Below are 11987 nucleotides of genomic sequence, written 5' to 3'. Positions count from 1 at the left end.
TTTCCCTAAGCTTCCAACCAACAAATAATTAAACCGATGCCTTTTTTTCAATTTTTGAAAACGCTTCTTTTAAATCGGCTTTTAAATCTTCGAGATCTTCCAGCCCTACAGAAAGCCTGATGAGATCCTGCGTCACCCCTGCAGAAGCCTGTTGTTTTTCATCCAGCTGCTGGTGGGTGGTACTGGCTGGGTGGATGATAAGGGACTTCGTATCCCCGATATTGGCAAGCAAAGAAAAAATCTTTGTTTCATCGGCTACCACACGGGCGGCTTCGTAGCCTCCCTGCACCCCAAAGGTCACTATCCCGCTCTGGCCTTCGGGCAGGTATTTTTTTGCCAGTTTATTGTATTTGTTATCGTCCAGCCCGGGATAATTTACCCAGGTAACTTCTTCCTGTTGTTTTAACCATTTTGCCAGTTCCAGCGCGTTTTCACTATGCTGTTTAATCCTCACCTTAAGTGTTTCCAGCCCCTGAAGGATCTGGAAAGCATTAAAAGGGCTTAAGGCCGCGCCGTGGTCTCTCAAACCTTCAATCCTTAATTTCGCGATAAAAGCAGCTTCTTTAAGGGCTTCGTGATACACTAACCCATGATACCCTGGCGAAGGTTCGGTAAATTCTGGAAAATTCCCATTGGCCCAGTCAAATTTTCCGGCGTCTATCACCACTCCTCCAAGCGATGTCCCGTTGCCATTAATGTACTTGGTAAGGGAATGAATTACGATGTCTGCCCCATATTCAATAGGATTTAACAGATAAGGTGTAGCCACCGTATTATCCACAATAAAAGGAACTTTATGAGCTTTGGCTTCGGCAGAGATCGCCTCAAGATCAAGCACATCCAGTTTTGGATTTCCCAGGGACTCTACAAAAAAGGCACGGGTATTTTCCTTTGCCGCCTTTTTAAAGTTTTCGGGATTGCCGGGGTCTACAAAAGTAGTTTCGATCCCCAGCCTTGGCAGGGTTACGCTAAGCAGGTTATAAGTACCTCCGTAAAGGCTGTTAGAAGCCACGATATGATCTCCTGTTTTAAGCAAGGTAAGCAAGGTGGTGTTAATGGCGGCTGTGCCCGAGGCGGTGACCACAGCGGCAATCCCTCCTTCCAGTGCTGCTAAGCGCTGTTCCAGGATATCGTTGGTGGGATTATTGAGCCGGGTATAGATAAATCCCGGTTCTGCAAGGGAAAATAAATCGGCTGCGTGTTGTGAATTGTTGAACACGTACGAAGTGGTCTGGTAAATAGGGATGGCCCTTGTGCCGCCGTTAGCGTTTACATCGTGACCTGCGTGAAGGGCGTTGGTTGAAAATTTTGGATTACTCATGATATAAATTTTTAAATGTTGTTGTTCTTGTTATTTTTTCCGAATCCTTTCAGATCTTTTCAGGAAGCATAAAGTTCTATACAAAAAAAAGTCCCCCTGGTTAGCTATTACCAAGGGGACTTTCGAATTGAACTATATAAACTAATTTACATCCTCGAGTTTTGGCAATAGCTTTTCATGCGACGCATACACATCACCTGCATCATCATGCCGCACATTATTTTTATTGCCATCTTCATCATTGAATAGTTTTAAATATTTAATTAATCTGTAGAACTTTTTTTCAAGTTCCTGCTCTCGATATAATCGATTTTATTCTAACAAAAAAGCCGCTGCGGTGGCAGCGGCTTTTTACATTTATTTTTTCAATTTTATGCAAAAATGTGCGCTGCGGAAGGTCTCCCCATCATGCACATCATCATATTGCAAATAAACTGTTTCATTTTCTCGTTTGACTATAAAGCAAAGATAAGCACAGAAAATTTTAATATGCAAATTTATTTTTGATTTTCCTTCTATGTGCCGCATTAATGAAGAAAAAAGGCGCTTAAAATACAGCTCTTTTAACAACTGGAACATACGCCCCATAAGGCTTCCTGAGCATTAAGAGAACTATTAAAATCTTGCTAAGATATTTATAAAAAATCATGCAGGCGCTATGTGGTCCTTACCTTTACATTTCAAAATTGTTTATTCGCAAATTTTAAAAAATCACAATTATGAAAAAGGTATTTACACTGATTTTGTTTTTAAGCTTTGGAATTACCCAGGCACAATTACAGGAAGGTAACTTTATGTTAGGTGCCGACTTGGGAAATGGCCTTGTAAATCCCGCAAGTAATGGCTTGTTCGGGCTTAATGTAGGCTTGAATGACGGCGCCGGATGGGATGTTGGCATTAGTCCAAAAGCGGGTTATATGCTAACCGACAACTTTCTTCTGGGTGGAATTGTTAACCTTGGGCATTATAAGGCCAGCGAAGGCTCGGATGGAGTTTTTGTTTATGGGGTACAGGCCCTGACCCGTTATTATATTAGCCCTGGAGAAGCCGGAGTTGAAGATAGCGTGCCTGCAGGACAATTCTTTATTGAAACCAACGCGGGTATTGCCGGAAGAAATGTTTCTGGCGGAAGTACAACCAATGGTTTTGCCTTTGGATTTGGGCCAGGATATTCTTATTTCCTCACCGAGAGCATTGCGCTTGAAACGAGTTTAAAGTATAACGGACTTGCAGGCGGCGGCAATGAAGATTACCAGAATTCCCTTGGTCTTACCGTAGGCGTTCAAATTTTCCTGCCAAGATCCAACGCAGAAGACGCTGTTGAAGACTTTGACTAAGAAAATTTATTTTACCAGTTAGCTAAAAAACTTTCCCTGTACCTGTTACGGGGAAAGTTTTTTTATTTGCGCTAAGGATTGAGCGGTTGTTTGAGCTCTTTTACAGCTTTTTAACTGTAAAAAGCGAGCCGCGAAAGCCTGGCCCGAGCCCGCCTTATCACGAAACCGGGCAACATTTCCGGCGAGGGCAGCGCCCATACCTATAAAATCCCGTTAAAGCAATTTTGAATCTAAACTATTTTTATACATTTGTAAGCGATTTAATTACAGGGAAAGATTTGACTGATTGCAACCCTAACACCGGAACAGCTCCGGTTGAAAATGCTAAAGCAGTAATGTACTTCTGTAGCCCTTGCACGTCACTTCCGCCTCTGTTTAATTTAAACTAAAAAAGAAAACATGGCGTATTTATTTACTTCAGAAAGTGTTTCTGAAGGTCATCCGGACAAAATTGCAGACCAGATTAGCGATACTCTTTTAGATAATTTCCTTGCCTTTGATGAAAATTCCAAAGTTGCCTGTGAAACCCTTGTGACCACGGGACAGGTGGTTCTGGCCGGTGAAGTGCGCAGCGACACTTATCTGGATGTGCAGAACATTGCCCGGGAAGTAATTAATGATATAGGCTATACCAAAGGGGCTTATAAGTTTAGCGGCGACTCCTGCGGGGTGATTTCCCTTATACATGAACAATCCCAGGACATTTACCAGGGTGTGGACCGCGGAAAAAAAGAAGAGCAGGGTGCCGGTGACCAGGGAATGATGTTTGGCTATGCCACCAATGAGACAGAAAATTACATGCCATTGGCCCTTGATATTTCCCACAGGATCCTTATTGAACTTGCCAAATTAAGAAGAGAGGGAAAAGAGATACAGTACCTGCGACCCGATTCAAAAAGCCAGGTAACCATAGAATACAGCGATGATAATGTGCCTCAGAAAATAGTGGCCATTGTGGTTTCTACTCAGCATGACGAATTTGATGAGAATGATGAGGAAATGCTGAAGAAGATCAAAAAAGATATTATCGAGATTCTTATCCCCAGGGTGAAAGAACAGTTGCCGGAATACGTTCAGAAGCTGTTTACTGATAATATCAAATACCATATTAATCCTACCGGAAAGTTTGTAATTGGAGGCCCTCACGGAGACGCGGGCCTAACCGGTAGAAAAATTATTGTGGATACGTACGGTGGGAAAGGCGCGCATGGAGGGGGAGCTTTTTCTGGCAAAGATCCCAGTAAAGTAGACCGTTCAGCCGCCTATGCTTCACGGCATATCGCAAAGAACCTCGTAGCGGCAGGACTCTCTGACGAAATTCTGGTTCAGGTTTCCTATGCTATTGGCGTGGTGGAACCTACCTCTATTTTTGTGGACACCTACGGAAAATCGAAGGTAGATATGAGCAATGGAGAAATTGCGAAAAAGGTGGGGGAGATTTTTGATATGCGACCTTCTGCCATAGAAGAACGACTGAATCTTAGGAACCCGATTTACAGGGAAACCGCGGCTTATGGCCATATGGGAAAAGAACCACGAAAAATCACCAAGGTGTTCAGAAGTCCATATTCGGGAGAAGTAAAAAAAGAAGTGGAGCTTTTTACCTGGGAAAAGCTGGATTATGTAGATAAGATTAAGGAAGTTTTTGGGCTGGAGTAATCTTTAGCCTGGGATTGCTATAAATTAATATAAAAAACCTCACAGTACTTTGATTCCTGTGAGGTTTTTCTTTTCCTGAATAAAAAGAATTAATATTGAATCTCCACTCTCTTGCCTCCCGCATCTGCAGATTCGTAGATAGCCATTAAGATTTTCATATCGCGTACTCCCATTTCTCCTGGAACTATGGACTTCTCATTTTTCCTGAAGCTTGCTGCCTGGCTATCCATTTGCTTTACCTGCTCATAAATGTTGGGATAATCCATTTTTCCTTCACTGGTTTCTCCCTTTTTGCCTTCATAGGCATAAGCCGGGCTAAGTTTCCACCAGCCATTTTCAGCCTCGGCAGAAAGTTCATTCTGCTCTTCAGCATAACTGCTGTTGCTCTGTGCCTTCACTCCATCTTCAAACTCCAGCTCCCAGTGAATGGATTGCTCCACATCATGAAAATATAAAGGTTTTGTTACTTCCCCATACGCTGCAGTTACCGCAACGGGTGGCTTTCCCATGGTGTAAACCGCACCCTGTACGGCATATATCCCAAGATCCATCAACGGGCCGCCCCCTGCAAGTTCTTTATCCAACCGCCAGATATTCGGCTTATTGCTGGTCATATCACTGCTGTTATTCGCGGTAATACTTTTCACCTTGCCAAAAACCTGCTGCTGTCCAAACTCCATCACCCTCTTATTGAAAGGCTCAAAATGAAGACGATATCCAATTGCCAGCCGGACTCCATTTTCATTACACGCATCCAGCATCTTTTGGGCATCTTCCACATTGGTGGCCATGGGCTTTTCGCAAATCACATTTTTCTTTGCCTTTGCCGCCCTTATTACAAATTCGGGATGAATAGCATTTGGCAGAACCACGTATACGATATCTATATCATCATTATTCGCGATCTCATCAAAATTTTCATAGTTATAGACGTTCTTCTGCGGAATATCATATTTTTTTGTCCAGTCGTCTATTTTTGAAGGAGTGCCGGTAACGATCCCGGCCAGGTAACAATTTTTGGTTTCCTGCAGTGCCGGGGCAAGTTGATTTGTACTGTAGTTGCCGAGCCCCACCAAAGCTATTCCCAGTTTCTCCTTCTGTTTACGCCCGGCTCCAGCAGCCGGGGCAGACATAAAAGAAAGCATTGGAGAACCTAACATTATTCCCCCGATACCAAAGGCGCCTTTTATAAAACGCCTCCGTTGTTCTTTTTTTGGTTTGTCATTTTTCTTTTCCATTGCAATTGATTTAAATTTGAGGGGATTTATATACTTATTAAATTGTAAGCCTTCCCCCCGTAACCTGCACGGTGGAGCCCGTCATGTAACTGGAACCTTCCGAAGCCAGAAGAACATAACTTGCAGCAAGTTCAGCGGGTTGCCCGGGACGTTTCATCGGGGTACTTTTCCCAAAGCTTTTCACTTTGTCCCCGGGCATAGTAGCCGGAATTAACGGAGTCCAGATAGGTCCCGGGGCCACGCAATTTACCCTTATGCCTTTGTCTGCCATCACCTGGCCGAGATTGGCCGTTAAATTCTGGATAGCACCTTTTGTAGCTGCGTATGCCAGCAACAGGGGATTTGGCTGGTAGGCATTAATAGAGGTAGTGTTAATTATGGCACTACCCGGCTTCATATGTGGCTCTGCTGCTTTAATCAGGTAAAACATGGAATAAATATTGGTCTTAAAGGTATAATCCCATTCCTCAGCTGAAACTTCCTGCAAAGATTCCCGTGCCATCTGGTAAGCCGCATTGTTCACCAGGATATCAATCTGCCCGAATTCTTCTACAGCACGGTCCACAATTTTTTTACAATGTTCCTCCTCTCCCACATCGCCTGCCATAAGTATTGCTTTTCTTCCGGCCTCTTCCACATATTTTGCCGTCTCTTCAGCATCCTTTGTTTCTTCAAGATAAGAGATAAGGACATTGGCGCCTTCACGGGCATAAGCGATAGCCACTGCACGGCCAATTCCGCTATCTCCTCCGGTAATAATGGCATTTTTACCTTCCAGTTTGCCCGAACCTTTGTAAGATTTCTCCCCATGATCTACCTTTGGGTTCATTTCTTCCTCTTTTCCCGGTTCATCCTGTTTTTCTTTTGGGAATGGTGGTTTTGAATATTTTTCCTGTGGATCTTTCATAACATTTGATTTTTTGGTTAATAAGACTGTTGACCTAACAGCGGTAACATCCTGTTATACAATAAAGTCTCTAACAAATTTAGCTATCTAACAGGAGTAGTTTTAAAAGGCTTCGCTAAAAGTTTACTAAAATTGATATAACAGCTAATCTGGAATTTAAGAAGACGCAACACTAAAAATTAACTTCATTCCTTAACAGCAATACGTGATCTTCAAAAAAAAAAGTATTTTAGGCCACTGATACCGCACTTCATCTTTTAGTGCAATACCTATTTTTAAAATTATGAAATCATCCTGTTTATGTGTCGTTGCTGTAATTTTCAGCCTTTTCTTAAATTCATGTTCAAAAGAAGATGAAGTAGGAGATCCGGAAGTTCTCATGCCCGGGGTATGGAAACCTATTGAAAAACAGTATCTTGATGATGCCGGAAAAATTATACGTAGTGTAACCGATGATGAAAGTGAATGCCTTCGCAGAAGCAAATGGGAATTTGCGTATGATCTTTTCCAACTGGAAGTTTATGAAGAAACTGAAGAAGGCCACTGCTATCGCAACATCCACAAACAAGGCGGGCAATGGCACAAAGGGGAAGACAGTTATTACTTATTTTATTCCGGTGGATTAATGTTTGTGGAAGCTTTCGAGATCCTGCATTTGAGGAAGAACAAGATGACGCTGAAGCTTATGGGCGGCATTTCAAGAAACGACTATCCTGTAATCATATCCTTTGAAAAAATAAGTGACGAAGCAGAAGTATTTATTAATTATTAAAGCACTTCTCCTAGCAGGATTGCTAATACTTTAATTTCCAATAATTAATTTTGCACTAAAAAGTTTCGAGCAGACCTTCTGGTTGCTAGAGCCGAGGCAAAACAGCCTTTCTCGTTTCGATTACAATCTGGATTTAGCTTTTATAAATCTTCTATAGATTAAGTCTAAAAATTTAAGTATACCTTAAAAAGCCGCTGCGAGTAATCTGCCTAAAACTCCTATTATTTCCTTTGAACTTTTTTCCGCGTTAAAAGCTTTTTTTACCTAAGCAAAACATGCTATTCTTTTTTGACTTTTTCTTCGGAAAGCTTTAACAACTCGCAAGGCTTTAAATGGGTATTTTTAAAAATAACCAATAATTATAGTATGTCATTCTTCGGAAAGGTGCGAGACACCATTAACCTCTTAAAATCGGTCGATCTGGACCAGTTAGCAAAAGTAAATGAGCAGATAGACCTTTCTGAAGCAATGAAAACACTGGGCACTCTAGACGAGCGACAACTGCAGGGGCTGATGAAAATGTTAAAAACAAAGCGCACCAAAAAGCAGCATGAACTGCCTCCTGTAAATGGCGATTTTTATAATCTTGATGAACGCTTAAGCCCCGAGCAAAAAAAGCTACAACTAAAGGTGCGGGAGTTTATGGAAAAGGAAGTGAGGCCTTTAGCCAATGATTATTGGAACCGTGCAAAATTTCCCATGGAAATTATAGAAAAGTTTAAAGAACTTAATATTACCGGTGTTCCTTATGAAGGTTACGGCTGCCCGAATTTGCCTTTTTTAATGGAAGGCATTATTGCGCAGGAAATCGCCCGGGTAGATGTTTCCATCTCTACCTTTTTCGGGGTTCACAGCGGCCTGGCCATGGGATCTATTTATTTATGCGGAAGTGAGGCGCAAAAGCAGGAATGGCTCCCAAAAATGCAAAAACTGGAAAAAATAGGCGCTTTCGGTTTAACCGAGCCCAATGTAGGCTCGGGAGTTGCCGGAGGTTTGGAAACCACCTGTAGATTTGATGGCGAAAATTGGATATTAAACGGCCAGAAAAAATGGATTGGAAACGCCACTTTTGCCGATGTGATTATCATCTGGGCGCGGGATGTGGAAAGTAACCAGGTGAAAGGTTTTCTGGTAAAAAAAGAGAATCCGGGTTTTAAAGCCGAAAAAATGGAAGATAAGATGGCGTTGCGTATTGTGCAGAACGCCCTTATCACTTTAAACGACTGTAAAATCCCTGAAAGTGACAGGCTGCAAAATGCCAATTCTTTTAAAGATACAGCAAATGTATTGAGGATGACAAGAGCCGGTGTGGCATGGCAGGCGGTGGGATGTGCCCGTGGCGCTTATGAAAGCGCATTAAAATATACAAAAGAAAGGGAGCAGTTTGGAAGGCCTATCGCGTCTTACCAGCTTGTGCAAAACCATTTGGTGGAAATGCTCTCTAACCTTACCGCTATGCAAACACTGGTTTTTCGTCTCTCTGAAATGCAGGACCAGGATATGCTAACAGATGAGCATGCCTCCCTGGCCAAAGTTTATTGCAGTATGCGCACACGGGATGTGGTAAGCAGGGCAAGGGAAGTTATGGGCGGCAACGGAATCCTTCTGGAATATGATGTTGCCCGTTTTGTGGCAGATGCGGAGGCAATTTACAGCTATGAAGGAACAAAAGAAATAAACTCATTAATTGTGGGACGAGCCATTACCGGCTTTAGCGCATTTGTGAGCTAATACTAAATTTAAAAAAGAAAATAAATGTCATTTTTAATTGTAAGTCCGGGCAAAGACCCGCAACCATGGATAGAAGCTTTAAAAAAACAGCATCCCGGGTTAAATATTTACGTGTACCCGGAAGACCATGATAAGGAGGAAGTAGAATTTGCGCTGGTGTGGAATCACCCCCGCGGCCTCTTTAAGAATTATCCTAATCTTAAGGTGGTGGCTTCAATGGGCGCCGGCGTAGACCATATCACAAGTGATAAGGAACTTCCGGAACACATTACCATCACCAAAGTAGTAGATGACCAGCTTACAGAAGATATGGGCGATTTTGTGCTTGGCCTGGTGATGAACCATATTAGGCGCTTATCCATTTATAAAGAGCAGAAAAAGGAGAAAAGCTGGGACCGCACCCCTTATAAACGGCCGCAGAACGTCACCGTTGGAATTATGGGGGTAGGAGTTCTGGGCTCAGCAGTAGGTGAAAAACTTTCCAAAAATGGGTTTAATGTTTTGGGCTGGGCAAAGAGCGAAAAAGACAAGAAAGATATGAACACCTATTGCGGTGAGGAAGGCCTGGAAGAATTTCTGTCCAAATCAAACATTCTCGTATGCCTGCTTCCCTTAACCCCCCAAACCGAAAACATCCTGAACGGCGACCTTTTTGAAAAATTACCCAAAGGTGCTTATGTGATAAATGTGGCCCGAGGGGAACACCTGGTTGAACATGATTTACTGGAAATGATTGGCAGCCGGCATTTATCTGGAGCGGCGCTCGACGTTTTCAAGGAAGAGCCCCTGCCAGAAAGGCACCCGTTTTGGGAAAACCCCGATATTCTAATAACCCCCCATATTGCCAGCGTTACCAGTGCAGAATCTGTAGTACCACAGATTATTGAAAATTACGAACATATGAAGGAAGAAGAACTTTTGAAAAATGTGGTAGAGAGAAAGAAAGGTTATTAACACCAGCTTAAAAGTAATCCTATGCTAGGGATCAAAAACATAATGGTAGCAGTAGATTTTAATGAAAGTGTGGGAGAATTGCTAGCCTACGCTGAAAGCCTTGCCGAAAAATACGGGGCCAAGATCTGGCTTGTCCATGTTACCGAACCAGATCCCGATTTTGTAGGTTTTAAACCAGGCCCGCAGTACATAAGGGATTTCAAGGCAGAAGAACTAAAAGAAGAACACCGCAGTTTACAGGCGCTTCGCGACGCCTTCCTGAATAAGGAAATAGAATCTGAAGCCCTGCTCATTCAGGGTTCTACAGTAGAAACTGTCTTAAAAGAAGCGGAAAAGCTGAAGTCTGATCTTATGATTGTTGGCACCCATAAACATAGTTTTTTACACAATCTTCTATCGGAAAGTGTTTCGCTCAAGTTGTTGAAAAATACCAGTATCCCTATTCTTACCATTCCTATAGATGAAGAATAACAAATTCCCGGTCCTAATTATCTGGCTCCGCAGGCTTAAAAAACTTGCGGAGCCTTATTTTTTCACGCCAGAATTCTTTAATTTCCTTCCGCAGGAAAAAAGCATATAATTTTTAATTTTAGCAGAAAACAATTTTTATGCACACCAGGCAGGAACTTGAAAAGGTCCATAAAAGAATTTTGCCGTATATCCATAAAACCCCGGTGCTTACCTCCCGGTTGTTGAATGAACTTACCGGCGCAGATCTATTTTTTAAATGTGAAAACTTTCAGCGAATGGGTGCCTTTAAAATGCGGGGCGCCACTAATGCCATTCTTAAGCTTTCGCAGGAACAACAGCAAAAAGGCGTGGTCACCCATTCTTCAGGCAATTTCGCGCAAGCAATTTCGCTGGCCGCAAAAACCCTGGGTGTCCCTGCTTATATCGTGATGCCTTCTTCTGCCCCAAAAGTCAAGAAAGAGGCGGTTAAAACCTATGGCGGTAATATTACCGAATGCCCGCCTACCCTGAAAGACCGTGAAGAAACTGCGGAAAAAATTATGCGGGAAACCGGCGCGGCATTTTTACATCCTTCCAACGATCTTGATGTTATCCTGGGGCAGGGAACTGCAGCCATGGAATTGCTCGAAGAGCAGAATGATTTGGAATATATCGTCACTCCTGTTGGGGGCGGCGGGCTGGTTGCGGGTACAAGCCTTGCTGCCCATTTCTTCGGAAAAAATTGTAAAACCATAGGCGCCGAACCTTTTGAGGTTGATGATGCCTATCGTTCGCTGCAAAGTGGAAAAATTGAAACCAATAAAACCACCAATACCATAGGAGACGGATTAAAAACCCAGCTTGGCGACAAAAATTTTCCAATCATAAGGCAATATGTTTCTGAAATAATCCGTGTGGAAGAAATTGAAATCATTGAAGCTTTAAGGCTAATATGGGAAAGAATGAAAATTATTGTAGAACCTTCCAGCGCAACTGCCCTGGCTGCCGTGCTTCGTGAAAAAGAAAAATTCAGGAACAGGAAGGTGGGGATTGTAATTTCTGGCGGGAATGTGGATTTAAACCAACTGCCGTTTTAGCCCAATTTCAGCACACTCACAGTCACCAGTAGCTGCCCCACGTGCCGCTGACTGTGTTCTGCGGCATGAAAATACAAACCAATCACGGAAGAAGGCAATTTTTTTCTGCCCACGGTCCTTTTTTTAGCTAAAATATCTTCAGGAGTGTTTTTAAAAATTTCAAGGGCCTCTCCTACTTTCTCCTTAAAAGCTTTCACCAGTGTATCCACCTTAATTTCTTCTGAAGCCCGTCCCTCATTTTGTAAGTATTCAAATTGCAGGTCGCTCAGGGCCTGCCCTTCAGCATAAGTAAACATCCTGTCCAGCACCCCGGTGATATGCTGAAGATGGAAGCCAACCGAGGCCCTTCCCGCAGGTTTTGTCCATAATTCTTTCTCCGGAAAATCCTCAGTATATCGCTGCACCTCTTCCGCAGATTGCAGCAACGCATGGGCAGCGGGTTGCAGCAAATCGGGAATTTCCGGGAGAGGCCCCCGCAGCCAAACTTCAGGTTTGTTTGATGTATTCATGTAAATATTTTA

General features: G+C 42.9%; 11 protein-coding genes. 7 read left to right on the top strand and 4 right to left on the bottom strand.

Annotation, left to right across the window (positions count from 1 at the left end):
* Window positions 1–28: 28 nt before the first annotated feature.
* The gene (locus tag RM553_RS01615; protein WP_311533232.1) at window positions 29–1321 is read right to left on the bottom strand and encodes an O-acetylhomoserine aminocarboxypropyltransferase/cysteine synthase family protein; all 1293 of its coding nucleotides are present in this window, start codon (window positions 1319–1321) and stop codon (window positions 29–31) included.
* A 719-nt stretch (window positions 1322–2040) separates the two neighbouring features.
* On the opposite strand from RM553_RS01615, the gene RM553_RS01610 reads away from it, so the two are divergent.
* A complete protein-coding gene (locus RM553_RS01610; protein WP_311533231.1) occupies window positions 2041–2658 on the top strand; it encodes a hypothetical protein in 618 nt (205 codons plus the stop codon).
* 399 nt (window positions 2659–3057) lie between these two features.
* Window positions 3058–4317 carry a methionine adenosyltransferase gene (metK, locus tag RM553_RS01605; RefSeq protein ID WP_311533230.1) on the top strand — a complete coding sequence of 420 codons (1260 nt, stop codon included), beginning with the start codon at window positions 3058–3060 and terminating at the stop codon, window positions 4315–4317.
* Between the two features lie 89 nt (window positions 4318–4406).
* On the opposite strand, the gene RM553_RS01600 is transcribed toward metK, so the two are convergent.
* Window positions 4407–5555: a Gfo/Idh/MocA family protein gene (locus RM553_RS01600; RefSeq protein ID WP_311533229.1), complete on the bottom strand. Its 1149-nt coding sequence runs from the start codon at window positions 5553–5555 to the stop codon at window positions 4407–4409.
* Between the two features lie 37 nt (window positions 5556–5592).
* The gene (locus RM553_RS01595; protein ID WP_311533228.1) at window positions 5593–6462 is read right to left on the bottom strand and encodes an SDR family oxidoreductase; all 870 of its coding nucleotides are present in this window, start codon (window positions 6460–6462) and stop codon (window positions 5593–5595) included.
* A 283-nt stretch (window positions 6463–6745) separates the two neighbouring features.
* Here RM553_RS01595 and RM553_RS01590 point away from each other — a divergent pair, with 283 nt between their 5' ends.
* From RM553_RS01590 to RM553_RS01570, 5 genes are all read left to right on the top strand, one after another.
* Window positions 6746–7234, top strand: coding sequence for a hypothetical protein (locus tag RM553_RS01590; RefSeq protein ID WP_311533227.1), 489 nt, complete (start codon window positions 6746–6748; stop codon window positions 7232–7234).
* Window positions 7235–7600: 366 nt separating this feature from the next.
* Window positions 7601–8965 carry an acyl-CoA dehydrogenase family protein gene (locus tag RM553_RS01585; protein WP_311533226.1) on the top strand — a complete coding sequence of 455 codons (1365 nt, stop codon included), beginning with the start codon at window positions 7601–7603 and terminating at the stop codon, window positions 8963–8965.
* A 24-nt stretch (window positions 8966–8989) separates the two neighbouring features.
* Window positions 8990–9919 carry a 2-hydroxyacid dehydrogenase gene (locus RM553_RS01580; protein ID WP_311533225.1) on the top strand — a complete coding sequence of 310 codons (930 nt, stop codon included), beginning with the start codon at window positions 8990–8992 and terminating at the stop codon, window positions 9917–9919.
* A gap of 21 nt (window positions 9920–9940) precedes the next feature.
* Window positions 9941–10390 carry a universal stress protein gene (locus RM553_RS01575; RefSeq protein ID WP_311533224.1) on the top strand — a complete coding sequence of 150 codons (450 nt, stop codon included), beginning with the start codon at window positions 9941–9943 and terminating at the stop codon, window positions 10388–10390.
* Window positions 10391–10527: 137 nt separating this feature from the next.
* Window positions 10528–11466, top strand: coding sequence for a pyridoxal-phosphate dependent enzyme (locus RM553_RS01570; RefSeq protein WP_311533223.1), 939 nt, complete (start codon window positions 10528–10530; stop codon window positions 11464–11466).
* On the opposite strand, the gene RM553_RS01565 is transcribed toward RM553_RS01570, so the two are convergent.
* The gene (locus tag RM553_RS01565) at window positions 11463–11975 is read right to left on the bottom strand and encodes a DinB family protein (protein WP_311533222.1); all 513 of its coding nucleotides are present in this window, start codon (window positions 11973–11975) and stop codon (window positions 11463–11465) included. The two genes, RM553_RS01570 and RM553_RS01565, sit on opposite strands and share 4 nt — an antisense overlap.
* Window positions 11976–11987: the final 12 nt, after the last annotated feature.

It is taken from the genome of Autumnicola tepida (assembly GCF_031846485.1).
GTDB lineage: Bacteria > Bacteroidota > Bacteroidia > Flavobacteriales > Flavobacteriaceae > Autumnicola > Autumnicola tepida.
The sequence above is the reverse complement of the archived record's forward strand: the minus strand, read 5'-3'. Positions and strand labels throughout refer to the sequence as shown.

Excerpts from the sequence above, each read along its gene's own strand:
- RM553_RS01580 (WP_311533225.1), top strand. The coding sequence starts at position 8,990 with ATGTCATTTTTAATTGTAAGTCCGGGCAAAGACCCGCAACCATGGATA.
- RM553_RS01595 (WP_311533228.1), bottom strand. The coding sequence starts at position 6,462 with ATGAAAGATCCACAGGAAAAATATTCAAAACCACCATTCCCAAAAGAA.
- RM553_RS01615 (WP_311533232.1), bottom strand. The coding sequence starts at position 1,321 with ATGAGTAATCCAAAATTTTCAACCAACGCCCTTCACGCAGGTCACGAT.
- RM553_RS01585 (WP_311533226.1), top strand. The coding sequence starts at position 7,601 with ATGTCATTCTTCGGAAAGGTGCGAGACACCATTAACCTCTTAAAATCG.
- RM553_RS01610 (WP_311533231.1), top strand. The coding sequence starts at position 2,041 with ATGAAAAAGGTATTTACACTGATTTTGTTTTTAAGCTTTGGAATTACC.
- metK (WP_311533230.1), top strand. The coding sequence starts at position 3,058 with ATGGCGTATTTATTTACTTCAGAAAGTGTTTCTGAAGGTCATCCGGAC.
- RM553_RS01570 (WP_311533223.1), top strand. The coding sequence starts at position 10,528 with ATGCACACCAGGCAGGAACTTGAAAAGGTCCATAAAAGAATTTTGCCG.
- RM553_RS01590 (WP_311533227.1), top strand. The coding sequence starts at position 6,746 with ATGAAATCATCCTGTTTATGTGTCGTTGCTGTAATTTTCAGCCTTTTC.
- RM553_RS01575 (WP_311533224.1), top strand. The coding sequence starts at position 9,941 with ATGCTAGGGATCAAAAACATAATGGTAGCAGTAGATTTTAATGAAAGT.
- RM553_RS01565 (WP_311533222.1), bottom strand. The coding sequence starts at position 11,975 with ATGAATACATCAAACAAACCTGAAGTTTGGCTGCGGGGGCCTCTCCCG.
- RM553_RS01600 (WP_311533229.1), bottom strand. The coding sequence starts at position 5,555 with ATGGAAAAGAAAAATGACAAACCAAAAAAAGAACAACGGAGGCGTTTT.